This window comes from Psychrobacter sp. NPDC078409, assembly GCF_050268505.1.
Taxonomy (GTDB): Bacteria; Pseudomonadota; Gammaproteobacteria; order Pseudomonadales; family Moraxellaceae; genus Psychrobacter.
The window spans coordinates 703,583-729,364 of sequence record NZ_JBNNGW010000001.1; the positions used below are offsets into that span (position 1 = coordinate 703,583).

At 43.5% G+C, this 25,782-nt stretch carries 23 protein-coding genes; 10 read left to right on the forward strand and 13 right to left on the reverse strand.

What is annotated here, in order from left to right; all coding sequences use genetic code 11:
- Nucleotides 1-45 precede the first annotated feature (45 nt).
- From ACQKC9_RS02600 to ACQKC9_RS02610, 3 genes are read right to left on the reverse strand one after another with little or no spacing between them, the layout of a single operon-like run.
- Nucleotides 46-2,049 carry a TRAP transporter permease gene (locus ACQKC9_RS02600; RefSeq protein ID WP_427620464.1) on the reverse strand — a complete coding sequence of 668 codons (2,004 nt, stop codon included), beginning with the start codon at nucleotides 2,047-2,049 and terminating at the stop codon, nucleotides 46-48.
- Nucleotides 2,050-2,059: 10 nt separating this feature from the next.
- Nucleotides 2,060-2,623, reverse strand: a complete 564-nt coding sequence (locus tag ACQKC9_RS02605; protein WP_427620385.1) for a DUF1850 domain-containing protein — start codon at nucleotides 2,621-2,623, stop codon at nucleotides 2,060-2,062.
- Entirely contained in the window at nucleotides 2,601-3,620 is a 1,020-nt protein-coding gene (locus ACQKC9_RS02610; protein ID WP_057760864.1) for a TAXI family TRAP transporter solute-binding subunit, read from the reverse strand. Before ACQKC9_RS02610 ends, ACQKC9_RS02605 begins: the two co-directional genes overlap by 23 nt.
- A gap of 466 nt (nucleotides 3,621-4,086) precedes the next feature.
- On the opposite strand from ACQKC9_RS02610, the gene mtnP reads away from it, so the two are divergent.
- Entirely contained in the window at nucleotides 4,087-4,980 is an 894-nt protein-coding gene (mtnP, locus tag ACQKC9_RS02615; RefSeq protein ID WP_427620386.1) for an S-methyl-5'-thioadenosine phosphorylase, read from the forward strand.
- A 157-nt stretch (nucleotides 4,981-5,137) separates the two neighbouring features.
- On the opposite strand, the gene ACQKC9_RS02620 is transcribed toward mtnP, so the two are convergent.
- The 6 genes from ACQKC9_RS02620 to ACQKC9_RS02645 form a co-directional block, all read right to left on the reverse strand.
- On the reverse strand, nucleotides 5,138-6,181 hold the full coding sequence (locus tag ACQKC9_RS02620; RefSeq protein WP_427620387.1) for a methyltransferase domain-containing protein: 1,044 nt from the start codon (nucleotides 6,179-6,181) through the stop codon (nucleotides 5,138-5,140).
- Nucleotides 6,182-6,296: 115 nt separating this feature from the next.
- A complete protein-coding gene (locus tag ACQKC9_RS02625; protein ID WP_427620388.1) occupies nucleotides 6,297-6,959 on the reverse strand; it encodes a TIGR04282 family arsenosugar biosynthesis glycosyltransferase in 663 nt (220 codons plus the stop codon).
- 84 nt (nucleotides 6,960-7,043) lie between these two features.
- Nucleotides 7,044-7,748: a TIGR04283 family arsenosugar biosynthesis glycosyltransferase gene (locus ACQKC9_RS02630; protein ID WP_427620389.1), complete on the reverse strand. Its 705-nt coding sequence runs from the start codon at nucleotides 7,746-7,748 to the stop codon at nucleotides 7,044-7,046.
- A gap of 45 nt (nucleotides 7,749-7,793) precedes the next feature.
- Nucleotides 7,794-8,615 (reverse strand): DUF547 domain-containing protein, encoded by an 822-nt coding sequence (locus ACQKC9_RS02635; RefSeq protein ID WP_427620390.1) that lies wholly within the window; start codon nucleotides 8,613-8,615, stop codon nucleotides 7,794-7,796.
- Between the two features lie 136 nt (nucleotides 8,616-8,751).
- The gene (arsS, locus tag ACQKC9_RS02640; RefSeq protein ID WP_427620391.1) at nucleotides 8,752-9,744 is read right to left on the reverse strand and encodes an arsenosugar biosynthesis radical SAM (seleno)protein ArsS; all 993 of its coding nucleotides are present in this window, start codon (nucleotides 9,742-9,744) and stop codon (nucleotides 8,752-8,754) included.
- Between the two features lie 221 nt (nucleotides 9,745-9,965).
- The gene (locus ACQKC9_RS02645) at nucleotides 9,966-11,168 is read right to left on the reverse strand and encodes an FAD-dependent oxidoreductase (protein ID WP_427620392.1); all 1,203 of its coding nucleotides are present in this window, start codon (nucleotides 11,166-11,168) and stop codon (nucleotides 9,966-9,968) included.
- Nucleotides 11,169-11,552: 384 nt separating this feature from the next.
- Here ACQKC9_RS02645 and ACQKC9_RS02650 point away from each other — a divergent pair, with 384 nt between their 5' ends.
- The 6 genes from ACQKC9_RS02650 (at nucleotide 11,553) to ACQKC9_RS02675 (ending at nucleotide 17,203) form a co-directional block, all read left to right on the forward strand.
- A complete protein-coding gene (locus ACQKC9_RS02650) occupies nucleotides 11,553-12,509 on the forward strand; it encodes an alpha/beta fold hydrolase (protein WP_427620393.1) in 957 nt (318 codons plus the stop codon).
- Between the two features lie 223 nt (nucleotides 12,510-12,732).
- Nucleotides 12,733-13,554 carry a 2,3,4,5-tetrahydropyridine-2,6-dicarboxylate N-succinyltransferase gene (dapD, locus tag ACQKC9_RS02655; RefSeq protein ID WP_057760881.1) on the forward strand — a complete coding sequence of 274 codons (822 nt, stop codon included), beginning with the start codon at nucleotides 12,733-12,735 and terminating at the stop codon, nucleotides 13,552-13,554.
- A 225-nt stretch (nucleotides 13,555-13,779) separates the two neighbouring features.
- The gene (queE, locus tag ACQKC9_RS02660; RefSeq protein WP_057760883.1) at nucleotides 13,780-14,511 is read left to right on the forward strand and encodes a 7-carboxy-7-deazaguanine synthase QueE; all 732 of its coding nucleotides are present in this window, start codon (nucleotides 13,780-13,782) and stop codon (nucleotides 14,509-14,511) included.
- Between the two features lie 61 nt (nucleotides 14,512-14,572).
- Complete coding sequence (locus ACQKC9_RS02665; RefSeq protein WP_427620394.1) at nucleotides 14,573-15,730, forward strand: multidrug resistance efflux transporter family protein; 1,158 nt, start codon at nucleotides 14,573-14,575, stop codon at nucleotides 15,728-15,730.
- A gap of 100 nt (nucleotides 15,731-15,830) precedes the next feature.
- The gene (locus tag ACQKC9_RS02670) at nucleotides 15,831-16,466 is read left to right on the forward strand and encodes a trimeric intracellular cation channel family protein (RefSeq protein ID WP_427620395.1); all 636 of its coding nucleotides are present in this window, start codon (nucleotides 15,831-15,833) and stop codon (nucleotides 16,464-16,466) included.
- 71 nt (nucleotides 16,467-16,537) lie between these two features.
- Complete coding sequence (locus tag ACQKC9_RS02675) at nucleotides 16,538-17,203, forward strand: trimeric intracellular cation channel family protein (protein WP_057760888.1); 666 nt, start codon at nucleotides 16,538-16,540, stop codon at nucleotides 17,201-17,203.
- Between the two features lie 82 nt (nucleotides 17,204-17,285).
- Here ACQKC9_RS02675 and recJ read toward each other — a convergent pair whose 3' ends face one another.
- Nucleotides 17,286-19,124, reverse strand: coding sequence for a single-stranded-DNA-specific exonuclease RecJ (gene recJ, locus ACQKC9_RS02680; RefSeq protein WP_427620396.1), 1,839 nt, complete (start codon nucleotides 19,122-19,124; stop codon nucleotides 17,286-17,288).
- Nucleotides 19,125-19,441: 317 nt separating this feature from the next.
- Here recJ and ACQKC9_RS02685 point away from each other — a divergent pair, with 317 nt between their 5' ends.
- Nucleotides 19,442-19,957 carry a hypothetical protein gene (locus ACQKC9_RS02685; RefSeq protein ID WP_057760892.1) on the forward strand — a complete coding sequence of 172 codons (516 nt, stop codon included), beginning with the start codon at nucleotides 19,442-19,444 and terminating at the stop codon, nucleotides 19,955-19,957.
- Nucleotides 19,958-20,141: 184 nt separating this feature from the next.
- Nucleotides 20,142-20,531, forward strand: coding sequence for a hypothetical protein (locus ACQKC9_RS02690; RefSeq protein ID WP_201567403.1), 390 nt, complete (start codon nucleotides 20,142-20,144; stop codon nucleotides 20,529-20,531).
- A 97-nt stretch (nucleotides 20,532-20,628) separates the two neighbouring features.
- Here ACQKC9_RS02690 and ACQKC9_RS02695 read toward each other — a convergent pair whose 3' ends face one another.
- The 3 genes from ACQKC9_RS02695 to uvrB all read right to left on the reverse strand — a co-directional run bounded on the left by ACQKC9_RS02695 (nucleotide 20,629) and on the right by uvrB (nucleotide 24,772).
- Nucleotides 20,629-21,006: a hypothetical protein gene (locus ACQKC9_RS02695; protein WP_165597842.1), complete on the reverse strand. Its 378-nt coding sequence runs from the start codon at nucleotides 21,004-21,006 to the stop codon at nucleotides 20,629-20,631.
- 289 nt (nucleotides 21,007-21,295) lie between these two features.
- Nucleotides 21,296-22,348 (reverse strand): pyridoxal phosphate-dependent aminotransferase, encoded by a 1,053-nt coding sequence (locus ACQKC9_RS02700; protein WP_427620397.1) that lies wholly within the window; start codon nucleotides 22,346-22,348, stop codon nucleotides 21,296-21,298.
- Between the two features lie 312 nt (nucleotides 22,349-22,660).
- Nucleotides 22,661-24,772: an excinuclease ABC subunit UvrB gene (uvrB, locus tag ACQKC9_RS02705; protein ID WP_101206411.1), complete on the reverse strand. Its 2,112-nt coding sequence runs from the start codon at nucleotides 24,770-24,772 to the stop codon at nucleotides 22,661-22,663.
- 483 nt (nucleotides 24,773-25,255) lie between these two features.
- On the opposite strand from uvrB, the gene dps reads away from it, so the two are divergent.
- Nucleotides 25,256-25,738 (forward strand): DNA starvation/stationary phase protection protein Dps, encoded by a 483-nt coding sequence (gene dps, locus ACQKC9_RS02710; RefSeq protein ID WP_057760902.1) that lies wholly within the window; start codon nucleotides 25,256-25,258, stop codon nucleotides 25,736-25,738.
- Nucleotides 25,739-25,782: the final 44 nt, after the last annotated feature.

Sequence of the window (25,782 nt, forward strand, 5' to 3'; positions counted from 1 at the left end):
CTTTTTTTAGCTTTGATAAATTGTCAAAGGATTAAACCCAATGCTTTACACGGTTAAAGTAGGCGTTGGCTTTCCAGCTGTTTTTATATTGAATGCAGCAATACCGAGGACAATAATACCACCTGCGATACCAGTCGTAATCTCAGGATAAATCAATAACAAAGCGCCGATAGCTAAGATGATACGAGTCACCGTATTCATACTGCCTCTGAAGTAGCCTTCAAGTGCTGAGCTCAGTGCAATGACACCAATTACCGAAGTCACTACCACTGTAATAATATCTACAATAGGTGGCAGCGGGAAATCTTTTGCCGTGACTGCTAGGCCGGTTGGATCTATCATCAACATCGTTGGATTATAAATAAACATAAACGGCACGATGAATCCAGCTAGGGCAAGCTTGAGGGACAAGAACCCTGTCTTCATCGGATCACCACCGGATATCCCTGCACCTGCAAAGGCTGCAAGACACACAGGCGGTGTAATATTGGCAAAGATACCAAAATAGAAAACAAACATGTGCGCTGACAAGATTGGAATATCAAAACCGGCCAATGCTGGTGCAGCCATGGTCGCCGTAATGATATAGGCAGGAATAGATGGTAATCCCATGCCTAAAACCATTGATGCCAACATCGTTAAGATAAGCGTAAAGAATAGCGATCCTGCGCCTAGCGTGACAATAGAGGATGTCATCACCGTACCAAAACTGGTCAGACTCACAACCCCAATGATAATACCAACGACCGCACAAGCTGCCATGACCGCTAGAGACTGGCGTGCACCGTCTTCTAATGCACCCAAAATATCAGAAAAGCTCATGCGAGTTTCGGCACGTAGCATACTGATCACAACGGTAAAGCCGATGGTATACGCTGCTGCATATCCCACAGGTACGTTTCTGATTAATAAAAAAATCAAGAAGACAATCGGCAATAGCATGTGACCGCGGGCTTTTAGTACTTCTTTGACCGCTGGTAGATTTTCTTTGGCGATACCTTTTAGATCACGACGTCCAGCACGGAAATGCACCTGCGCAATGACGCCTAAATAGTACAATATCGCTGGCAATAATGCTGCTAAGGCAATCGTGCTATACGGCAAGCCTGTTGTCTCAGCCATAATAAAGGCACTGGCACCCATAATCGGAGGCAAGATCTGTCCACCAACCGAAGCACTGGCCTCAACCGCACCTGCGAAATCTTTGTGATAGCCGACCTTTTTCATTAACGGAATGGTAAAGGCACCCGTACTAACCACATTTGATAAAGCTGAGCCGTTGATACTGCCCATAAAGCCACTAGAGATGACTGCTACTTTTGCAGGTCCGCCCTTCTTATGACCAGCGATGGCCAATGCTAAATCATTAAACAACTGCCCCATTCCCGAACGTGCTAAGAACGCACCGAACAGAATGAACAAGAAGATAAAGGTGACCGATGCACCAATCGCAACAGAATATAGACCTTCTGTTTTTAAGAATAATTGACCAAAGATATCACCCATATCATAGGGGCGAGTCAAAAGCCTATCAGGCATAAAGTCTAGATGACTGACAAATGGATAGGCCAAAAATATGCCGGCCAAGATTGGCAAAATCCACCCAGTGATACGGCGGCTGCCTTCTAACACGCAAACTACCGTAATTAAGGAAAATATCACATCGACCTGATTGGCCATACCGCCACGCGAGGTGACGATGTCTTGATACTCATAAATGAGATAGCCCATACCGGATAGAGACAGGGCAAACCAAATCCAGTCATACCATGCCACTCGCTTGCGACTGCTTTTTTTGCTGGCTGGAAAAATTAGGAATATCAATGCAAAACCAACACCCACGTGTACAGAGCGCTGTAACAGTGCTGGCATTGGATTAAAAGTGATATATAAATGAAACAGTGAATAGAGTATACAAATGCCAGCGATAAAATACTTCACTGGTCCTTGAGTGATATGACGCGTGATTGACTCTCGGTCATATTTTTCCAATACTGCTCGGTTGACCGCATCCGCCTCAGCATCGTTATCAACTTGAGCATCTGGCATGGTAGTCACACTACCTTGATCCGTCACTTGGGAGTTCATGACAAAAGTCCTTTTTAAATCTATCAATTAAATCATACGTCTTAGGCATGATCACCACTTCAGAATAGTCTGGCACCCACTGGTGAATCAAGAAACGATGACCACCATAATCCATTTCACCTTTGGTAAGTCTAGATACGACCCAATTAAGGCGAGGCAGTTTTTCGTTGATTTGATAACCCAGATAGCCAGGCTTTTGTATAGGAGCGAGCATTTCGGTGGAGGGTGTTCCCGCACCGAATGCTTCAAAATAGGTCGTGGTCAGTAACAGCTCCGCACCTTCTGTACTACTGCCGTCTATGCGTTGATACTGCTCTTCCCACCACTGTTTTTCTACAGAATGTATCCAACGTAGCTGAAAATCAGGCTCAGTGAAATAGCAAACCTTATCATCAGCACCGTCTACGCCTGCGACTCGCACTTCGACGACAGACTGAAGCGTAGAGCCTAACCATAGCGTAAAAAAAACCAGCGCTGCAATGAATGCCGCGCCAGTTGATAACCATAATGAATTACTTAGCTGCTTGTTCGTCATAGTACTTTTTAGCTCCAGGATGGATTGGGGCTACCATGCCATCACGAGCGGTTTCTAGACTGATATCATTGGCCGCTTGGTGAGCTGTTTTTAGACCATCTAAATTATCAAACAATGCTTTGGTTAGTTTATAACCATCCGCTTCAGATAGATCAGAGCTAACCAATAGTGCATTCATAATTGCTGCAGTTGGTACGGCTGTTTCGTTGCCATAAGTGCCAGCAGGAATCTCAAAGGTTTTGAAGTAAGGCTTGGTCGCGATGATTTCTTTTAGCTTGTCTTGGTTGATAGTGACAATCTGTAAATCTAAACCTTGCTCTAACTCCATCAAAGATGAGTTTGGTAGGCCACTACTAAAGAATGCCGCTTCAATCTTACCTGCTTTCATACCATCAGCAGCTTCAGCAAAGCCTAGATAATCAACGGTGACATCATCATATGTGATACCAAACCCTTCAAGTAAAGTACGAGCATTCACTTCTGTACCAGAACCTTGATCGCCTACAGCAATACGCTTGCCTCGTAAATCTTCAATGTTTTTGATACCAGATTTTTTTGAGGTTACGATTTGCACCACATTAGGGTACAAAACAGCAATCTGTTGAATGTTAGTGATTGGCTGCTCAAAGTTGTTTTTACCTTCGACAGCATCCGTCACCACGTCACTCAGAGCCAAGACCATGTCGACCTTGCCTTGGGTCAATAGATTGACGTTTTCAACTGATGCACCAGTAGTTTGAGTTTTTGAGTTTACGCCAAAAGTTTTGACATAGACTTCCGACAATGAAGTACCAATGATGTTATAAGGGCCAGACGCGCCACCAGTAGCGATGGTCAAAAACTTAGTATCAAGCTTATCTGCTGCAGTATCTGTTGCCGCGCTATCTGCAGATGCAGTATCACTGCCCTCTGAGCTTGGAGATGAGCATGCAGTTAGACCTAACGCAGCACTCAACATAGCTGACAAAAGTAATGGGGATTTTAAAGAATTAAGCATTGAATTCATCCTTGAAGTGGTCGATTTTGTACGTTTAACAATATCCGTATTTATACATAAATACGTTACAGACGAGTAATAATATAGTAATTCTGTCAATAAATAAACCTTAGCTTACTTTCTCTTTTTCTTTCAATACCTTATATTTAAAGCTATCAGAGAAAATATAGGGCATTCTTTAATTAAGCTAACATATATGTATGTTTTGCTATGCGAAACAAAGTTCCATTTAATAAATATTAAAACAAAAATTGTCGCTATTGTAAACCTTTATCGATATCTGGAAAATATTGTCATATCGCATTATTTCTTAAGAATTTTTAGATATGGCAAATTAATGAGAATTCTCGATTTATAACTATAAGGGCAAAAGTTCTGCTATATTTCATCTGAGCTATTTTTGGTTCAGGATGTTACATGGCACTAGTCTGTGTCTCTCTTTTATTAACCCATTCGGATAGTCCTTATGACAATACCCCACACGGAAGTACTGGCAACGTTATCTGCTGATATTGCTATCATCGGTGGCAGCGGTCTCTACCAAATGTCATCGCTGACCAACAAACGCAGTGTGACGATACAGACGCCTTATGGCAGTCCATCTGATGATATTGTCTTAGGTGAGCTTGAGGGAGTGACCGTTGCTTTTTTGACACGGCATGGTCAGGGCCACAGACTGACCCCGTCTGAAGTGCCTTATCGTGCCAATATCTATGCGCTAAAAACGCTTGGGGTACGCTATATCGTCTCCGTATCAGCTGTTGGCTCGTTGCAAGCGCATCTTAAGCCATTAGATATGGTCGTGCCAGATCAAATGATTGATATGACTAAGCAGCGAGCGAGCACTTTCTTTGGTGAGGGAGCCGTCGCCCATGTGTCGATGGCAGACCCACTATGCCCTGCCCTAGTAGAACTCTTGACGCGCGCTTATGACCAAGCAGATATTATAGAAGGCACCAGCCATTCTAAAGCAACTTATGTCTGTATCGAAGGGCCTCAATTCTCAACTCGGGCAGAGTCAGAATGGTATCGTCAGATGCAGGCAGATATTATTGGCATGACCAATATGCCAGAAGCCAAATTGGCACGTGAAGCCAGTATTGCTTATGCCACGTTAGCTCTGGTGACAGACTTCGACTGTTGGCATCCGACGGAAGAAGCCGTCAGTGCCGACTATGCGATAAAAAACCTCATGAAAAATACGGACAATGCTCAAAAAGTGATACAGAAAGCCGTGGCTTTGATTGCTGCCGAACTGCCTGAGTCAATCGCCCATAATGCCCTCGCGCAAGCATTGGTCACGCCTATAGATGCGATGGATGACCATACCAAGATTAGACTGGCCGCCTTGCTACCGTGATTGTAATGCGTCTTTTCCATTTTGAACTAAATACTGCTAATCGGTTTAGTCTTAATCTGCCTTCAATCAGGTCAAAAAAGGCCATTATCTAAATTAATGGCCTTTTTTATAATTTAGCATGTATATTTAAATTTATGCTAAGTACATCACTTTGATATCAACAACAACCACCTGCACCAGATGCCAGCATCATAGGTTGATTAAATGGCAGTAGCTCACCGCAACCCGCAAAAATACCGTAATGGCGACTGTCATCACCGATAAACTCAAAATGCGGCGCAAAGCGTGACTCTTGCAGCATGCGAAACGTATTGCCACATACTGGGAATACCCGACCAGCTTCGATAGCATGGTGTTTATCGAGATCAAAACGGTGCGGGGACTGCTCGATAGTTCCTTTATATATCACCGCTTGTCCGTGATCTTCGCAAGCATCCTCAAGTGATTCGATTTTAAATAAGCGGTAAGTTGCAGAGAAAAACTGAATATCACCAATTTTGGCCGCCAATGCAGGATCTGTAATCTCAAGCGGACGATCCTCGACCAAACGTACGTCCAAGAAACCTGCATCTCGTGACAAACGGTTAAAATCCTTCCAATATAACGCGCCGCTCAAACATTCGCCATATAAAACGGGATCATCGATTAAGTGTTGCGGGATACGGCGATCGGCATAGACGTCAGAAAAATAAAACTCCCCACCAGGTTTCAGCAAACGCTGCACACTGGCCATGACCGCGGCTTTGTCTGGTGATAGATTGATAACGCAGTTTGAGACGATGATATCGAAACTATTAGCTTCAAGGTCTAGTTCATCTAGTTTCTCGATATAGCCGTGCAAAAATGTCACATTGTCATAGCCGAACTTATCGACATGGTAGGCTTGATGCTGTCTGGCCACGGCTAGCTGCTCATCGGTCATATCAACACCGACTACGTGCCCACTCTCACCAACCAATTGTGCTAGTGCATAGACATCTCGGCCTGAGCCACTACCCAAGTCTAAAATTCGGCAGCCTTCAAGCAGTGCTGGACATACCAGACCACAGCCGTAATAGCGATTCAATACTTCATCGTGAATATTCGCGAGTAATGGCTTGAGCCACTCAGGCATATTGCTAATATCACAACAAGCCGAGGTCTTTAAATCATCGGTACTCTGTAACTCTTTGCCATAGTAATTTTGCACGACGTCATGCATAACAATATCCTTATTGAATGTGCCACCTAGTTAAAAGTCTTAGTAAATCATCTTAGAATATACAACTACGTTAGTGAATTTATTGATCTAGTTATCAATTATCCGTTATCCGCTATCAGTCGTTATCGACTTTGGTATTGAGTTGAGAATCTAGCCAGCCTGACGGCAAATGTACTAGATCTTTAGGCTCATCAATATCAGGTAAAGGGTCGAATAGTGCAAGTGTCCAACCTAATGTGGCTATACGCTGCTTGGTGACAGCAGCAACACTAGGTGTACTCCAAACAATGTCCGAAAACAGGCTTTCATCAACTCGCTTAAACCCTAACAACACATAACCACCATCAGTCGCTGGAATCATGACCGCATCGTGTTGATTTAGCTGCTGTATCGCTGTCTGAATACGTGCTGTCGTAAGACTAGGACAGTCCGTACCAATCAACATAACCTTGTCGAAATGTTGCAATGCGCACTGACTGGCTATCAACATACGCAAACCCAAATCACCATCGGTCTGCATAGAGCAACGCAGTGAGCTAGGTAAATCAAGCGCCTGCCAGCATGGATCTGTTGGTGCTGGACTCACACATAGCTCGACAGCAAAGCCCGTATCAACGGCCTGCTCAATACTATGCAATAATAGCTGCCTTGCCATACATGCAGCACCATCTACCCCTAGCGCTGGCTGCAAACGGGTTTTTGCCTTATTGGGCGCTGGATATTTTGCAAAAAGAATGATGCAGGTATCTTGCTGTCTTGCAGATAAATCAGCTGTCACTATAACGGTCTCTCAATTGGTCAAATGCACGAGGATGAACTCTTTCTTCTTTTGTCTATCATGTTGATAAATCAAACAACTTCATTAATTATAGTAGCGTTGCTTTAAGACATCAGGCGATACGCCGCGCCAATAATCAAAGCGCAAGTGCCACATCAAGAAAATCGTCCGCCATGTACCATGCTGCTGCCAACGCCGCGCTGAGGTCGTGACTTTGCTTTTTAGACAAGCCGGTCGAGAAATTTTCTTTAGCCGTTTACACAGTTCTATATCTTCCATCAATGGCTGATCAGGATAGCCACCAATCTGCTCGAACACAGACTTTTTGATAAATATTGCTTGATCACCAGTGGCTATACTGACTAGACGTGAGCGCTGATTTATCATTAATCCGACGATGTTTAACAATGGATTATGGCTATCTAAATGAACATCGAAACGTCCCCAATCGTACTGAGCTACTGCCTGCTGAACGTTATCTATCGCGTCAGCCGGCAGCTCGGTATCAGCATGTAAAAATAGCAACACGTCACCTGTTGCCAACATAGCGCCTGCATTCATCTGCTGTGCACGCCCTACCGTAGAGTCGATAATATGCCAGTCAATGATTGATTGAGCAATCTCTGTACTTTTGAGCATTTCTTTGGCGACAGTAATCGAACCATCCACTGAACCACCATCGACCAATATCACTTGCTGCGGTGCCGGATCGAGACGGACAATATGAGCCATAAGCTCAGGCAAGTTATCCGCTTCATTTAATATCGGAATGATGATGGAGATTTTCAATGGATATACCGTCACGTTAATCAGCGAGTAACATTAAAAACTGGCTTATTTTTTATTCAAATTCCAGTTGTAATCGGTATAGCTTACTTTTATCTTGCCTTGTTTGAGATCCGCTGTCTGAGCTTTACTCAATCCTAGTGACGAGCTATAACGACCTAGAAACCCTGCCAAATCTTTTGTACCACGCCAGTTGGTTGCAAAGTCTTCTTTATACCATTTAAAAATTGGTGACACTCTTAGCGTATCGCCTTTGAGACTGTTGCGACTACTGTCTGCTAAAAACTTAGACGTTGCCTGCTCCAACTGACTGTCTAAACGCTTGCCAGTAAAGGCATCATCTTGCAATGCAGGGCAACCGATACTGGCACAATTGACCGCAAAGTGAATGCGCGGATCGTTGTAACGTTTAGAACCACGAATCAGGTTGTGCTCGATATCATCCAGTGAGCGCGTTTTACCGAGTAGCGAAACAAACTCTTGCTTCCATGGTGACCCAAACAGTCCGCCAATATCTTTGATAGATTTAACGTTTGGATATTTCGTCAATACCAAATCTACCGTACCAGCGTTATAAACGTTGATTAAAAAAGCCAACTGCTCATTTTTACTCCAACGATTAAACTCTGATTGAGATACCTTGCTTGTCGCTTCCAGATAGCTTGTCAGCTTACTTTGATCTGCTTTCATGCCAGCATAATTGACCACTGAAGCTTTGCCACCGTTGGTCATGGTCACATGCTTATTTAATAAGCTATCCCAGCTCTGATGGTTGAAGTCAGCATGAGCAGCCACGCTTGCTAATAAAATAGTCGTGGCAATCACTGGTTGGGCGAAAAACGTCTTCGCTGGAAAGTTAAATACTGACATAAGGCTTACTCCGTTTACACTGATTGTTTTTTATCTAAATTTTTTATGTATGCTAAAAGCACCTATGTTTAAAGTGCTTAGGCTTAAAGCTCATATATTTAAAGTGCTTATATTAAAAGCACTTACATTAGAACGGCTAAGGCGTGTCTACTAGCACTGGCTCTATTGCCTCTTCTTCTAACGCGCCGCCACAGCTACTGCCCTGTCCTGCTGTACAGCCATAGCAGTGGTCAGCAATGGCAATGTCATCACCAGACGGGTTTTGCGTTAACAAATCACTTAGGTGTCGCCGTGACTTGTTGGGGACAGGTATCTTTAACTGCTGATTGAAATCACAATCAAACAGTTCACCCAGCCAATTGACACTAATGGTCGAACGGCACATAACCTCGGCTAAATTAGCAGCCATATAATTAGCTTTGAGTAAATCCATATACGGGTGGAACTGGTTTTTTGCCAACAGCACCGCCCCAAAACGCTGAATCGGCATATTGGTTAGGGCAAATAGATGATTAAACTCAATATCAAAGTGCGCGTTTAACTCACGCTTGTAATCTGCTTCAAGCTGCTGTTGATTGGGCGGCAGCGTCGCGCCTTGTGGGTTGTAGACCAAGTTTAATATTAAATTCGAATCAGGCCTGCCGTACCCCAAGCTGTTGAGTTTTTGCAACCCCAATATACTGTCGTCAAACGCACCTTTGCCGCGCTGTTTATCGACATTTTCTAAAGAATAACAAGGCAAAGATGCCACCACTTCCACTTGGTTGTCTGCTAAAAACTGCGCCATATCCTCATAATCCTCTTCCATAAGAATGGTCAGGTTACAGCGGTCTATCACTTTGACGCCTAATGCCCGAGCGGCCTTGACCAAATACTTAAAATCCTCGTGCATCTCAGGCGCACCGCCTGTCAAATCAAGCGTATCGATATTTTGTGCTTGCAATACTTCTGGTATCAACTCGACCAATTCACGCGACATCATCTCGGTACGATAAGGGCTGGCAGCCACATGACAATGTACGCAAGACATATTGCATAAATAGCCCATATTCACTTGCAATATGGTCAGTTGACGTCGTTTTATCGCTGGAAAATCCGTATGCTCAAGTAACTCAATTGTTGATTTCATGGTGGTCTAAAATCCTGTTAGCAGTACAACTAAAAAAGGATAGCAACGTAAAATTAAAGATTAGAAAACAAAGGTAGCGCATTGCTTTTACTGTTTATTTTTAATATTTACAACGTAAAACCTGATTGCTTACTTTACGGTTTATCTAATCAATCATACCTGATTATGAATAAGCAGTGACAACTAATCAGATGGATTTTATGGTTTATTCCAAATGAGCATTAACCCTTATCCGCCTCTATGAAGCGCTTATCAATATACTTTTTGAGATGCCATACCCAGCGACCTTGTAGATTTATATTGCCCCAACTACCAATGGCATATTTATCGCCGCACGATAGCAGGTATAGCGTGCGTGACTTTGGCTGATAGCTCTTCATTACGCTATCTTGTAGATAAGCCAACAAATTATCGGCTTCGACAGCACCGCCATGCACTGAGTGAACCCCCGAATGCGCCACGTATTTATCGATTCGTGTCGCCACATCACCAACCGCAAACACATTAGGATGAGAGACACTTTGCTGCTTATCGTTTACCGCGACAAACCCATTACCTTCTATCTCCAAATCCGTAGAAGCCGTCCATGCCGAGCCTATGACGCCAGTCGCAGCGATGACAGCATTCATTGGCAATAATTTATGGGTGGTCGATAATTTACCATCGCGATAATCCGTTGCTCGTTCTCGAATTACCGTAATACCATGACGATCTAGCTGCTTAACAACTCGGTGACGAAAGCCCGAATTAAACCCTGACAAGAGATTCTCGCCGCATACTAATGTCACCTGATGGTTACGGTTGATGTTCCGTAGCGCGACTTGGGCTGCCATGACCAACTCTATGGCCGCAGCTCCTGCCCCAATAATAGCCAATTGATACCTTTCAGACTGTTGAGTATCTTTTAGAATCTGCTGCCATTGAGTGATAAATGTTGATAACGGTCGTATAGCAATCACGTCAGTATTAGCATAGGTATTAACAGCGCCAACATCACTATCATCACTATCGCTTTTATGCTCGTTGTAGCCATTGTGGTCACGTAGCCAACGCATGTCTGTATCTGCGCCCGTATTTAAAGACAAGACATCGTAATCAAAATTCGTTTGTTCATCGCCAGTCGTAACCACCTTGTTTGACGCTGCGTTTACTTGTACAAGCGACTGCTGAATAAAGCGCACACCTGCTCGCACACAGAGCGATTTGATATCGATACTGATATCATGCAGCTGATAATTCCCTGCCATCCAACCCGGTAACATGCCAGAATAGATGGTTTGCGGCTGCTCACTAATTAAGTGAATGTCTGCCTCTATCGTATCGGCATCCTTTAAACGCGCGGCGCTAAGTCGGCGTAATATACCAATGTGAGCGTGACCTGCGCCTGCCAATAGTAATGTCTTTTTCGGTAAAAATTTCGTCATAGATGATTTTATCAAAGCGGTTGGCGGTTGGTTGCTGTTAGTGTTTGATCGAATGTTGATTGATATAAATGACTTTAAAAACTCATTTAAAAGTATCATATAAATAAGACTAGTCTGTTGCGGGCGAACAGTAAGAGCGTAAATGGCTTATATGATTGATGTAGCTTATACGGATTCAGCGATAGTCACTGCGTTAACCGTTATTAGTAGAATGATATTTTGTATAACTGAATTAAAATCATAAAATAAGGTGAAATTATTTATCATCGCCCAGTACAATAGGACATTATAAGAGCCGCATGATAAATTGCGTTGCTTGACTCATTATTTGAGAAACATCGTCAAAACCGTTAATGAAAATTATAAGTAATCAAGGAACATTACATGAGTACCAACATCGATACCAGTAACGATCACATTTTGTCTTCTGACAATATTCACTACTTGCACCATGACTTTTTTGAACCAAGTAGCAAAGACGTCGACATTAGCGCGACTTTGCTGATTGTGCATGGCATGGCAGAGCACAGCGGTCGCTATAGCGATTTTGCACAGTTTTTGGCAGACAATGGTATCGCTGTAGCGACTTACGATCATTTGGGTCATGGACAGACTATCAAGACTGAGGCCGATCTTGGTTTTTTCGGTGAAGAGCATCCGGTACAGTCGCTTTTGAAAGACGTGATTGTGATGGCCGATAGCCTAAAAGACCGTCATCCAGACGTCCCGCATTTTGTGATGGGTCACTCGATGGGCTCATTTATCGTGCGCAATGTACTCAAGCATCATGCGCATAATTTCACAGGCGCCATCCTCATGGGTTCCGCAGACGCCAACCCACTGGCCAAGGTTTTATTACCTATTAACAAGCTACTGGCCAGAGTCGCCCCAAGACAACCGAATACAGTTTTTGCCAAGGTGATGAACAAAGTCCTTAACAGCCAACTCCCTGATCGCAATTCGTCCTCACAGTTTGCATGGCTCAGTGAAAATACCGCAAATATTGAAGCCTATGAAGCCGATCCTAAGACTGGTTTTAACTTTACCAATAATGGCTTTATGACATTGTTTACGCTCATGGATACTGGACTAAATAAAAATTGGGCTACTACTATTGCCAAAAATTTCCCGATGCTGTTTATCAGCGGTGAAGATGATCCGATTGGCGAAATGGGTCGCGGTATACGTAGGGTAGTCACGCGTCTGGACAAGCGTCATTTCAGTCATGTCGATATTCAGCTGTATCCTAATATGCGTCATGAAGTGCTGCACGAAAAGGATAAACAGACCGTTTATCAAGACATTTTAGAGTGGATAGAGACCAACACGACAGACGATTAAATCATGATAAAGGAGTTGTTTTGAGAGGATATCTAAAACAACTCATTCAATATTGTCACAATAAGACCCTCAACGTGTTTGCTAAAAGCGGTCAAATTAGCGACAATACGGCAAGCAAGTTTTTGGACCAAGCCATACCTTGAATTTTCTTTAGGCTGGGTCATATAAGTCTTTAACCATAACATTAAGATCACCCTCCCTTTCATTCATTTTAGGAACCTTTATGTCATTACAACAAACCATCGAACAAGCTTTTGAAAATCGCAACGAATACAGCCCAGCCAATATGCCACAAGACGTGCGTGATGCTATCAATCAAGTACTTGAGCAACTAGATAACGGTAGCCTGCGCGTAGCAGAAAAGAAAGATGGCGAGTGGGTTGTCAATCAGTGGGCCAAAAAAGCCGTACTATTGTCTTTCCGTCTAAACGACAACTACGTCCAAGCCGCTGGCGAACACGTACAGTTCTATGACAAAGTACCAACTAAATTTGCTAACTGGACCGAAGCACAGTTTAAAGAAGCAGGCGTACGCGTTGTACCGCCAGCTGTCGCGCGTAGAGGTTCATTCATTGCAGCAGGCGCAGTATTGATGCCGTCATACGTCAACATCGGCGCCTATGTCGATCAAGGCGCGATGGTTGATACATGGGCGACTGTTGGTTCATGTGCTCAAATCGGTAAAAACGTGCATCTATCAGGCGGCGTTGGCATCGGCGGCGTATTAGAGCCATTGCAAGCAAACCCTACTATCATTGAAGACAACTGCTTCATTGGTGCACGCTCTGAAATCGTTGAAGGCGTTATCGTTGAAGAAGGCGCGGTCATCTCTATGGGTGTCTACATCGGTCAATCGACGCGCATCTATGATCGCGAGACTGGCGAGATTCATCGTGGCCGTGTACCAGCAGGTTCTGTTGTTGTACCAGGTAGCTTACCGTCAGAAGATGGCACACATAGCTTGTACGCTGCTATCATCGTGAAAAAAGTGGACGCGCAAACTCGTGCAAAAACATCAGTAAACGAGCTATTACGCTTAGCCTAAATATTTGGCAAGTACCGTTGTTTATTGAATAATATTGTTTTATATGAAGATGCTGGAGGATGACTCCAGCATCTTTTTTGCAGCTTAATATAACGCGTTACGTTATAATCCTCTTTTAGTTTGGCTTTATACAAACACAAAATCATTCGTACCATCCCCTGCCTTTTTATTACGATTGATAAGCGCTTCATCGCCTTATCGACCTTTAACTGTATTTGAAATATTATGAGTGAATCATCATTACGCACCGCCGCTATCCCTGTCACTGACCCTGAAGCAGGGTTACGTCTGACTGAGATTTTTTATTCCCTACAAGGTGAAGCGATCACTTCAGGCTTGCCGACGATATTTGTGCGTCTAACAGGCTGTCCGCTGCGCTGCGTCTATTGTGATACCGAATATGCTTTTACTGGCGGCGAACGTCAATCATTAGAAACCATCATAGAAACCATCAAGGGTTATCCGTGCAAGCGCATTTGTCTGACGGGCGGTGAGCCATTAGCGCAGCCAAATGCTATTGAATTGATGAAACGTTTGTTGAGCGATGGTTATGAGATATCACTTGAGACCGCAGGCGCACTTACGGTAGAAAATGTGCCAGCAGCAGTCAGTAAGGTAATGGATCTCAAAACGCCAAGCTCAGGCGAAGTCGATAAAAATCTATGGTCAAATCTCGACTACCTTACTCAGCATGACCAAATTAAGTTTGTCATTATGAATCGTACAGATTATGACTGGGCAAAAGCTAAATTGACTGAGTATAAGCTAAACGAACTGGTCGGTACGGTATGGTTCTCTCCAATGTTTAACGTCGCAGATGATGTCGATGAACAGCTCAGCCCTGAAGTACCTGTACTGGCGCGCGAGCTAGCAGAATGGATGTTGGCTGATGCCTTACCAGTTCGCTTTCAGCTACAATTGCACAAAATCATTTGGGCAGATGCCAAAGGCAAGTAACTATCAGCAAGTAACAAACAGAAAGTGTGAATACGTAGAGCGCCCTGGATAAGGTAACGGTATGGTTAAACTCATTTTATTGGGCTTGCTAGCAGGTGCGTTTTTTAGCTCGACATTTATCTTAAATGAGCTTATGAGTAGCGCAGGTGGACATTGGTTTTGGTCAGCGAGTCTGCGCTATGTCTTTATGCTGTTGATTATCACCGCCGTTATTACGATACAACATGGCTTTGATCGTATTAAAGCGCTAATGAGAATTTTTCTACAGCATTGGGGCTTTTGGTGCATTACTGGCAGTATCGGATTTGGACTGTTTTATACTGGTATTTGCTATGCCGCAGATCATGTTGCGGGATGGGTGGTAGCGGCTACCTTTATGTTTACCGTCGTCGCCAGTTTGCTTGTGCTATTAGCATTTGGTCAACGCTTTGACAAAAAATTCATCGTATATGCTGTCATTGTCTTTATCGGTGTGGCGCTCGTCAATATCAGTGAAGGTCTGCATGCTGCTTCTATAACCGACACCGTCCCCATGTCTGACATGCTGCTCTACGGTGCGCTACCTGCTCTTATCGCAGCTTTTAGCTACCCGATTGGTAACCAGCTGGTTTGGCAGGCTTCTCACAATGCTCGTCAGCGTAATACCGAGTTACAGAAGGCAGCAGAGTTGAACGCTCAACGAGCTAGCACTAGTGTTGGTATTGATATTAACGATCAGAGTGAACCGGTCATATCCGAAGCTTATGATTTGCCAACTACGACATATGATGCTACCGACCTCGATAGCGTACTTCAAAGCGACAACACTGCAGCAACCTCATCCCTACAAAATCTCATTGCTCGTATTCCTTCTATCGAAACCACGCTACTGCAAAATGCCTTTAACAAAGTGTGGCTAATGACTCTTGGGTGTTTGCCATTTTGGCTGTTTTTGGGCATTATAGTGCGCCCTGACCAACCCCACCCCTCACAAATAATCAATACGTTGCTCGTTGCTCTATTGGCAGGCGTGGCAGCGACCACTATATTTTTGTATGCACGCGAGCAAGCTGTTACTTCAAGCGAGGTTGCAGGCGTCGACTCAACCCAAGCCAGTGAAGTTATTTTTGCTTTGATTGGGGGTATATTATTATTAGATAACGCCATACCTTCGACGATGGGACTGGTCGGTATAGGGCTTATTATTGTAGGGCTGATATTCTTTGCAAAAGATGGCTAAATGGCACTGTAACACTACGCCTCTTTCGTCAAACTTATGCATTGAATAGCCACCTAAAAAACACTTATCACTTTGATGATCTCGATTTGGCACTATAACCATGGGTAATGCTTTGATTTTTCCTGATATTCTATTATATTTATTGGACATGGTTGGCATTGTTGCCTGCGCAATTGCAGGGACTTTACTTGCGCAGCATAAAGGCTTTGATATCGCTGGGTGTATTCTGGTAGCGATGGTCAATGCCATCGGCGGTGGTACATTACGTGATATGGCTCTCGACCGCCATCCTCTATTTTGGATGACTGACCTTAATTACGTGATCGTTATCACGGTGACCTCTCTTATCTTACAAATATTCTTTCACCTTTATCATAAGATTGATAATGCGTTAAAGCTCTTTGATGCCATTGGGTTGGCCGCTTTTAGTGTCATTGGTTTTAAGGTGGCCTTAACCCTAGATATGTCTCCCCTCATTGCTGTTATGATGGGTGTCTGGACTGCTACCATTGGTGGTTTGCTACGCGATATCATTTGTAATGAGATTCCGCTGGTATTACAGCGTGAGATTTATATTACTGCCAGTATCGCAGGGTCGGTGACCTATTTATGCTTACAGTATTTCGGAGTCGGTGCCAGTCTCAACGAATTTATTATGCTGTTTGTCATCTTTGCAGTACGTATGCTCGCGCTCAGATTCGACTGGCATCTGCCTTCTATTCGGCTCGTGGACTGATTGATTGAGCAAGACTCTGCGTAGATAGCCTTTGTTTGACTGACAATAATTGAAAATAGTGAGAACTGCCCATGTTGGCTATCGTATTGGATCCTACCGTACTGATCACTACTTTTGACCCGCGCTCTTTGATATATTTCTTTGATATGATTGGCATCATCGCCTGTAGCGTCTCAGGGACGATACTTGCCAAGCACAAAAACTTCGATGTCTTCGGCTGTCTGCTCGTGTCTATCGTCACTGCTATCGGCGGCGGTACGGTACGTGATGTCATTCTGGATCGCCATCCATTATTTTGGATGGTAGATATGAGCTATCTGACCCTTATTACGATTTCATCCCTAGCGATGCAGATATTTTTTCATCCAAACTCAAGGCGAGTCGATAAGTTCCTTAAACTATCCGACACCATTGGTCTGTCAGCATTTACGCTGATCGGTATCAAAGTCGCTGATAGCATGGGTGCCAATGTGCCTGTAGCGCTATTATTAGGTGTGATTACCATCGTGGTTGGTGGCATCATTCGCGATATGATTTGCAATGAGATTCCATTGGTACTGCAGCAAGAGATTTATATCACCGCAGCGTTGACGGGTGGGGTTCTGTACTTTGCTCTAAAGAACTTAGGCGTGACAGATTGGGTAGCTGACATCTCTACGATGAGTACGATTTTTACTTTGCGTATGCTGGCTATTCGTTACGATTGGCAGTTCCCCACACTAGAATGGAAATACTGATACTAGAGCGTGTCTTCATTTCAAAAATACCAATGCGCTCAAATATGGGCGCGTTTCGTATTATCGGTTCAATATTGTCGCTTTAGCCTTGCTCTACCACAGCCAAATCTTTAACCATCAGCTGTAAGCTTTGTTTGCCATTCCATTCATTGATGTCTAGCTGAAATAACAAGTGGACTTGCTTAGCACGGTAATCCCACGCCTCATTATCGAAGTTAAAGCAAATTGCCTCTATCGGATATTGAACGTCTGGATAGCGCAGCGATAACTTAAGATGTTTGTCTTTTAAAATCTTAAAGCTCAATACCTCAAACACACCGTCAAATATCGGCGGTGCAAACCCATGACCCCAGATACTGGCATCGGCTAAATGCTCGGCAAACCATAAGCTAAAGTCACTCGCCTGCAAAGGTCCATCGGTGAATTTTTGCTCTGCAAATACCTCATCATCCATCTGAGCCATCACTTCGTTAAAAGCTGTGACAAATGCCTCAAAGTTGCGGCGCTTTAGGGTCAGACCTGCGGCCATCGCATGCCCGCCGAAATGACTGATTAAGTCTGGATAACGCTCAGCAACTTGTTCAATCGCATCACGAATATGTACGCCAGCGATAGAACGTGCAGAGCCTTTAATGGCGCTATCTTCATCTGTTTGTTCAGTGTCTGCTGGTGCAAATACGATACTGGGTAAATAATGGCTTTCTTTTAGTCGACCAGCGACAATGCCAATGACTCCTTGATGCCAGTCATCTTGGTATAGAATAATACTACGCGCACCTGAATTGCTAGCCTTAGCAGTAGAGACAGCTTGAGTAATTGTGTCGTCGTTACTGGCATTATCATCGCTATCAACATTCGCCCTATCGTCGTTATTATTTTCAGTGGCCAATGCTTGTACGATACTATCGGCTTGTGTACGCATCTCGCCCTCTACATGACGACGCGTACGGTTCAACTGTTCAAGCTCTTGTGCCAAATGTTGTGCGGTGCTCCAGTCTTCAGTCAATAAGCACTCGATACCGATGCGCATATTGTCCATACGCCCAGCTGCATTGATACGTGGGCCTAATACAAAACCAAAATCCTGTGCATGAAGCTGCTTGGGATCACGGCCCGCTTGCTCAAGCAATGCCAATATTCCCATACAGCAGCGGCCTTGACGAATTGCCGATAATCCGTGATGTACCAAAATGCGGTTGTTTTTATCCAGTACCCCAACGTCTGCAATCGTCCCAAGTGCGACCAAATCCAAATATTGGCTCACCTGTACCGTAGACTTGCCAGCTTCGCGGCGTAGCTTTGCTAAGCGTCCGAGCACATAAAATGCTACGCCTACTCCAACCAATGCCTTACTAGCAAAGTCACAACCTAGCTGATTGGGATTGACTACCGCTTCGGCAGGTGGCGTCTCTTTGGTCGTGAGATGGTGGTCTGTGATAATCACCGTAATACCATCAGCTTGGGCACGCGCCACCCCTTCATGACTTGAGATACCATTATCAACCGTCACTATCATATCTGGCTGAAAAGTCTCAATACCTAACTCGACGATCTCTGGCGTCAGGCCATAACCGTACTTAAAACGATCTGGTACTAGGAAATCAACGACCGCACCCATCTTTGTGAGCGCGCGCATCATTAAGGCTGTACTGGTGGCACCGTCACAGTCAAAGTCACCAACGATCAAGATACGCTGACGCTCATCAATCGCCAAGTCCAATAAGCGCACGGCTTCTGTGACACCGTGCAGTGCCTCAGCAGACAATAGACCTGATAGGCTAGTCTCCAGCTCATCAGGCGCAGTGATACCTCGCCCTGCATACAGACGGGCAAGCGTGAATGATTGAGCGGCAAATGGTTGCAGCGCGGCGGGCAACTCGTCGATGCGAGTGCTGGTATAACGGGGGGTTAAATTTAGCATGAGGGTATTCTACTGGCTTTAGCAGAGGGTCACAATGACAATTTATACTACCTCTGTATATCATTAGGCATTGTGCAACCTAATGAATAATGCCCATATATTAGTAATAATTGAGACTGCCATTTTTATAGCTCATGTAAATCACCTTCGTTTACTCACTTACAAAAAAGGTGCACAGTGTGAGTAATTTCATTCATTTTGCTACAAAGCAATGATTGTAAGCCACGCATAAATCCATAAAATAGTAAGCAACTGAAGGATTTGTTATTCATTGAACTTTTTATCATTTATATTTTAATTATTTATAAGGACACTTTATGAAAACCACGCCACTTGCTGAAAAACTTCCAAATACTATCGACCCTAACCTAGACCTTGATAAAGTTAAAAAAGAATGTCAAGGAATGGTAAAAAGACGCGCTAGAGTTTCTGCTGGTGTAGCGGTTGTGCCAGTGCCATTTTTTGATGTGGCAGTTGATGCAGGCATGTTAACGCAGTTGATTCCAGAAATTAGTGAGCGTTTTGGTCTCATTGAAGACCGTCAATCAGCCATTAACTTGGAATCTCGCGAAGTGCATTGGAGCGCAGTAAAAGACCGTACCGTAGATTTCGCTGGACTCATGGCAACACGTGGTATCGTCAAAAAAACCATCCAAGGTTTCGGTGGTCGTATCGCTGCCAAACAAGTGACCAAGTTTATCCCACTTGGCGGTCAACTGGTTGCTGCAACGATGGGCTATACGATTTTTAAGAAAATTGCCAATGACCATATCAATGAATGCTATAAATTGGCAAAAGATATTCAGCAAAAAGAACACGGCAAAAACGTATAAATAAGCCGAATAGCTTAGTCTATATCAAGCCAGTTAAGTGTTCACTTAGCTGGCTTTTTTGTGGTTTATACAGATAAGTTATAGAGCTCTAAAATAATATGCGCTTGTGGTTAATGATGTCATTGCTAGGTTTTACTGATAATATACAGCTTTATTTATGACAGACACCTTAAAGGACTAACTTATGAAAAAAATCTTGGCTTCAACGATGATGCTAGCGACTTTTGCCTTGGCGGGATGTACCACAACAGGTGCTACAAACAACGGTACAGGTACAGCAATCGGTACCGCAAATGAGATCGGCATGAATGTTTTTAGAGCTGCGATCGACAACCAGTGTCGTAGCCAAATTGAAAAACAAAACGCGTGGCGTGTTGCAAGCGTTGCCATGACAGAAGCACAGCAAGAATCTGTTAAAACCAATGTTTGTGGCTGTGTCAGTGAGCAAGCACCGCAGCAAGTAACCATTGTTGAGTTGGGCAATGCCGCGATTGACTCTCAGTACCGTACTCAGTTAGTCGCACAAGTCGTCGCCAAATCTCTACAGAGCTGCTATACAAGCTTTGTTCAATAGAACAATCAAATTATTCATTAGAATAAGAAATAATAAAAAGGGTGCGTTATACATAACGCACCCTTTTTATTGCTTTCTATTGGTTAAATTGATTAGCCTAAAATTTATTTGTGTCAGCTGGTTGAGACGTTATAGAAGCCGTAAAAGGCAACGATTGGCTACGACGGAAATACTTCGAGGTGCTATCAATAATTTTATCCACTTCCTTAATTAAATCATTAATCACGTCATCGTAAATACCATGATATAGCTCTTTTTCAAATGCTGTAAATGGGTGTTTGCGCGAGGCTGAACCCACCTCGGTGACACCGTCTTTACTATAAAAAATATCTACGCGACCATCACTATTCAACACACAATTTAATAGTCCACCTTCAATTTCCATCTCTACGCGTTCTGGCATAAAAATATAGTCATCTACATTGATAAGCTTTTTTTCTACTTCTCGTTTAAAAAATGATTTGATATCGAACATAGGTACATCCCTAACTTTATAATTATAAGATACGTGAGCATGCCGAGCACTGTGACTGTTACCCAGTATTCATCTGTGTGATTAACGGGTCATGCTTTACTCAGTTATCCTATAAGATAGCGTTAAATTATTTAAGGTGCGATATGTAAAACTGCGTTTGATGTTGGTAAAAATGCGCGATTGATTCTGGCCTCAATACAGTTCCAACAACCGAAATAAACACAACAAAAAAGGAAGCGACCAATAAGCAACTTCCCTTTATATCATCCAACTGCATTAACTAATTTAGTTAGACCCAGCCCTTCGCACGAAATGATTTGAGCGTCTCTACGAACACTGCCATCTCATCAGGTCTGCCAAGCGTCAAGCGATTAAATCCTGTGATAGGTGCAAACTCGCGACCAACTGCGATGCCATGCTCACGCATTCTATCGATATAGGTTTGCACGTCGCCCTTTATCTCATGGAATATAAAGCTGGCTTGTGATGGTAAATACCGTAAACCAAGCTCATCTAACGTCTGCTCTACCAGCTGGCGCGATTGATTCGCCGTACGTAAGCTCAAGGCCAAAAACGCTTCGTCATCGAGAGTCGCTAGCGCAGCCACTGCACCAGACAAATTGGTATTATCAATCGAGATAAATGCTTCTAATCTAGCTATCATTTGCGGGCTAGCCACTGCATAGCCGACACGCATGCCCGCGAGTGCGCATAACTTTGAGAAAGTACGCACCACAATGACATTTTCTGAGTACTCCTCTCGTATCCATGCAACACCACTCTCAAAACTTGGATCAGTCACATACTCTGAATAAGCTTCATCTAATAAAAAGTAATGGTTACTTGGTGCATTCCCTACCCATTCTTTGAGCTTTGCTGTGTCAGTAATAGTCGACGTTGGGTTGTTTGGATTGCACAGATAAAACAAGCTAATACCGTCAAAGTCATCAGCCACTTTTTGCATGCTTTGCAAGTCAAAGGAGTAGTTTTCAGTCATCAGCGGTACTTTTACCACAGGTACATCGACAGATGTCGCATATAACTCAGCATAGGCAAAGGTTGGATGCGGCACGATAACTTGGAATTTTTTGCCTTCTACTAATGCTTGATTTTGTAGCATTTGGACGACGGTACGAATATTTTCACTAGAGCCACTGCCCAGTGAGATTTGACTCTCTGTCACACCATTTATCTCAGCGACTTTGGTAATCAGCGCTGCACGTTGGTCATCAGGATAACGAAAACCGATGTCTAAGGAGTCGATAACGGATTTTTTGGCAGCATCTGACATGCCGAGTGAATTTTCGTTAGAGTTTAATTCTATTAAGTTGTTGGTAAGCACAGTGAATAATACGCCTAGATTATGTCCATTCCAAAAATTCAGTCTATGTTGATAATTTGATCTATGACAACAACAAGCCTAGCCTACCAAGAACATTACACGTACTTGGCTTGCTAGCTTGTGACTTAAACTTTTGAAATATTATATGGATGGTGAAGATTTATGCGGATATGGTAAGTGGCAATGCGAGGTATTACAAGTATTCTGTACGTTCCGATATTGAATAAACCACAAAAAAGTGAGGTACTTAAAAAGCACCCCACCTTAGCTATTGTTTAGCCTCTTTTTAGCCTCAATATTTAACCTCAGTTATCAGATTAAATGTGCTTTTAACTCAAGCACTTTGTCACGCGTTTTTGCTGCTTCTTCAAACTTCAAATCACGCGACATTTGCTGCATTTGCTTCTCTAGTCGTTTGATTTCTTTGGCAAGCAAATCAGGGCTACGCAAGATATTGATATCGACATCTGGCAAGTTACTCTTAACTGGGATAGCTTGATTGTCGTTGGCATCTAGGCTTTCGCCCGTATCAATTTTGTCCGTGATACTACGGCGAGCACCTTTTGGCGTGATGTTATGCTCAAGGTTAAAGGCAATCTGCTTATCACGGCGGCGATCCGTCTCATCTATCGCCTTTTGCATACTTGGCGTAATACGGTCGGCATAGAGAATGGCTTTACCGTTTAAGTGACGCGCTGCACGACCAATGGTCTGAATCAGCGAACGCTCAGAACGCAAAAAGCCCTCTTTATCAGCATCAAATATCGCTACCAGTGATACCTCAGGCATATCCAAGCCTTCACGTAACAAGTTGATACCGACCAGCACATCATGCACGCCAGTACGCAGCTCATGAATAATCTGCATACGCTCAACAGTATCGATGTCCGAATGTAGATAAGCGACTTTTACATCATACTCTTTAAGATAACTGGTCAGATCTTCCGACATACGCTTGGTCAATGTGGTAATCAGTACACGCTCGTCCTTTTCACGGCGTTTGGTAATCTCTGATAGCACATCATCGACTTGCGTCAAGACAGGACGTATCTCAATCTCAGGGTCAATCAGACCCGTCGGACGAACAACCTGCTCTACGACTTGCTCGCTATGCTCAAGCTCATACAATGCTGGCGTGGCACTCACATAAATGGTTTTGGGCTTGATACGTTCCCACTCTTCAAACTTCATCGGGCGATTATTCATCGCACTGGGTAATCTAAAACCATAATTGACCAAGTTTTCTTTGCGTGATCTATCGCCTTTATACATCGCACCAATCTGCGAAACCGTCACATGTGATTCATCAAGGAACAACAAGGCATCTTCTGGAATATAATCAAACAACGTCGGCGGCGCTTCCCCTGATGGACGACCAGAGAGATGCTGTGAGTAGTTTTCGATACCGTTACAGTAACCAAGCTGCTGAATCATCTCCAAGTCATACTGAGTACGCTCTTTGAGACGCTGTGCTTCAATCAGTTTGTTGTTGTCACGGAAGTACTCTAAACGCGGCTCTAACTCAGCACGAATCGTATGGCTGGCAGCTTCTAGCTTATTGCGCGGCGTCACATAGTGCGACTTTGGATAAATAGTAATACGTGGCACGCTGCGTACCGTCTTACCCGTCAAAGGATCAAACCACGTAATCTTCTCGACCTCGTTATCGAATAAATGCACACGTACGGCTAGCTGCTCAGACTCAGCAGGATAGATATCTAACAGCTCTCCACGCAAACGATACGTACCACGGCCAAAATCCAGCTCATTACGTGTGTACTGCATCTCAACCAAACGCTTGATTGTCGCCGTACGATCGATGTTATCGCCCACAACGACATGCAATAGCATTTTTAGGTAGCTCTCTGGATCACCCAAACCATAGATACAAGATACCGAAGCGACGATAATCGCATCACGACGCTCTAACAAGGCACGCGTGGCTGACAGGCGCATCTGATCAATATGATCGTTGATGGCGCTATCTTTTTCGATAAAGGTATCACTAGCAGCGACATACGCTTCTGGCTGATAGTAATCATAATAGCTGACAAAATATTCGACAGCATTATTAGGGAAGAACGATTTGAACTCACCATATAGCTGAGCAGCTAGCGTTTTGTTGTGCGCCATGATAATGGTTGGGCGCTGAGTTTCAGCGATTACCTTTGCCATGGTATAGGTCTTACCAGAACCAGTCACACCCAATAGCAACTGCTCGTCCATGTCCGAATTGATACCGTTGACTAGCTTTTTGATGGCTTGAGGCTGATCGCCTGCTGGCTCAAAGTCAGTAACCATCTCAAAGGCACGACTTGATATTTGCGTCCCTGACGCATTAACACCACTAATTTCAGCTTCGCCTTGGAGCTGAGTGGCCAATTGATTTAACTGACGCGATGAGCGCGGTTCAGGCATTCGCATAATGGCTTTCTTCTTCTTAAGGTTTATAACAATATGGGGTCTGAGTAGCGGTTTTTAAAGGAGAATAAGGAGTCTCATCCTATAGTTAAAACTCTGCCTTGCTGCCCAAAAACATGAGTGTATAGATCTACTATTTATTAAAATTTAAGGCTTAATAGTAGCGGATAAAACTTACATCGTTATAAAAAACGCACACAGTATTCGATAAATTTACAAAGCTTTTCATGGTTAACAAACTCGTTACACGACCACCTAACAAAGCCTAACACTCAAGGGTTCCAACACTGAGTTAAGCTGCTATTATCGTTCTTGAATTAACAAGTTGATAACTTCTAAGTATTAGTGATCAGTACTAATGAATTGATAGCTGTACAGCAATTTTTATCATTAGTTTTAACTTGATTGTCATCGAATAGAAGACCAATAAAAATACATTGAACTTTCATTCAATATAATAATTTTAAATAAATGACGGAGTAAAATATGAGAGAACGTTACGCAAGTGGTATTTCAGACGAAACTGCGAAAAAAATGATTGATTTGCTAAACGCTAACCTAGCAAACGTTATTGATTTGACCTTAGATGGCAAACAGTGCCATTGGAATCTACAAGGCACCGGCTTCATCGGTGTGCATCAGTTATTAGATGAAACATCAGATCGCATCCTTGAAGTATCCGATACTATCGCAGAGCGTATTGTGATCCTAGGCGGTCAACCAAACGGTTTGGCAAGTCGAGTAGTCAAAGAGTCTATTCTAGATGACTACCCAACCGACATCACTGAAGTAGATCAGCATGTTCGTGAGCTAACCAGCCGTTATAAGAAAGTTGCAGAGACATTGCGCGAAGCAATTGCTACTGCTGGCGATGCAGGTGATGAAGACACCGCTGATTTATTTACAGAAGCTAGCCGTATCGTTGATAAAGATGCATGGTTCATCGGCGCAAACGCACCAAAGAAATAATAGCATTCAATTTGACTAGTCACTAAGCACTGAAGTTATAGAAA

Bases quoted from the DNA above. Each gene is read 5' to 3' on its own strand.
- ACQKC9_RS02600 (WP_427620464.1), bottom strand. From the start codon at position 2,049: ATGCCAGATGCTCAAGTTGATAACGATGCTGAGGCGGATGCGGTCAAC.
- ACQKC9_RS02605 (WP_427620385.1), bottom strand. From the start codon at position 2,623: ATGACGAACAAGCAGCTAAGTAATTCATTATGGTTATCAACTGGCGCG.
- ACQKC9_RS02610 (WP_057760864.1), bottom strand. From the start codon at position 3,620: ATGCTTAATTCTTTAAAATCCCCATTACTTTTGTCAGCTATGTTGAGT.
- mtnP (WP_427620386.1), top strand. From the start codon at position 4,087: ATGACAATACCCCACACGGAAGTACTGGCAACGTTATCTGCTGATATT.
- ACQKC9_RS02620 (WP_427620387.1), bottom strand. From the start codon at position 6,181: ATGCATGACGTCGTGCAAAATTACTATGGCAAAGAGTTACAGAGTACC.
- ACQKC9_RS02635 (WP_427620390.1), bottom strand. From the start codon at position 8,615: ATGTCAGTATTTAACTTTCCAGCGAAGACGTTTTTCGCCCAACCAGTG.
- arsS (WP_427620391.1), bottom strand. From the start codon at position 9,744: ATGAAATCAACAATTGAGTTACTTGAGCATACGGATTTTCCAGCGATA.
- ACQKC9_RS02645 (WP_427620392.1), bottom strand. From the start codon at position 11,168: ATGACGAAATTTTTACCGAAAAAGACATTACTATTGGCAGGCGCAGGT.
- ACQKC9_RS02650 (WP_427620393.1), top strand. From the start codon at position 11,553: ATGAGTACCAACATCGATACCAGTAACGATCACATTTTGTCTTCTGAC.
- dapD (WP_057760881.1), top strand. From the start codon at position 12,733: ATGTCATTACAACAAACCATCGAACAAGCTTTTGAAAATCGCAACGAA.
- queE (WP_057760883.1), top strand. From the start codon at position 13,780: ATGAGTGAATCATCATTACGCACCGCCGCTATCCCTGTCACTGACCCT.
- ACQKC9_RS02665 (WP_427620394.1), top strand. From the start codon at position 14,573: ATGGTTAAACTCATTTTATTGGGCTTGCTAGCAGGTGCGTTTTTTAGC.
- ACQKC9_RS02670 (WP_427620395.1), top strand. From the start codon at position 15,831: ATGGGTAATGCTTTGATTTTTCCTGATATTCTATTATATTTATTGGAC.
- ACQKC9_RS02675 (WP_057760888.1), top strand. From the start codon at position 16,538: ATGTTGGCTATCGTATTGGATCCTACCGTACTGATCACTACTTTTGAC.
- recJ (WP_427620396.1), bottom strand. From the start codon at position 19,124: ATGCTAAATTTAACCCCCCGTTATACCAGCACTCGCATCGACGAGTTG.
- ACQKC9_RS02685 (WP_057760892.1), top strand. From the start codon at position 19,442: ATGAAAACCACGCCACTTGCTGAAAAACTTCCAAATACTATCGACCCT.
- ACQKC9_RS02690 (WP_201567403.1), top strand. From the start codon at position 20,142: ATGAAAAAAATCTTGGCTTCAACGATGATGCTAGCGACTTTTGCCTTG.
- ACQKC9_RS02695 (WP_165597842.1), bottom strand. From the start codon at position 21,006: ATGTTCGATATCAAATCATTTTTTAAACGAGAAGTAGAAAAAAAGCTT.
- uvrB (WP_101206411.1), bottom strand. From the start codon at position 24,772: ATGCGAATGCCTGAACCGCGCTCATCGCGTCAGTTAAATCAATTGGCC.
- dps (WP_057760902.1), top strand. From the start codon at position 25,256: ATGAGAGAACGTTACGCAAGTGGTATTTCAGACGAAACTGCGAAAAAA.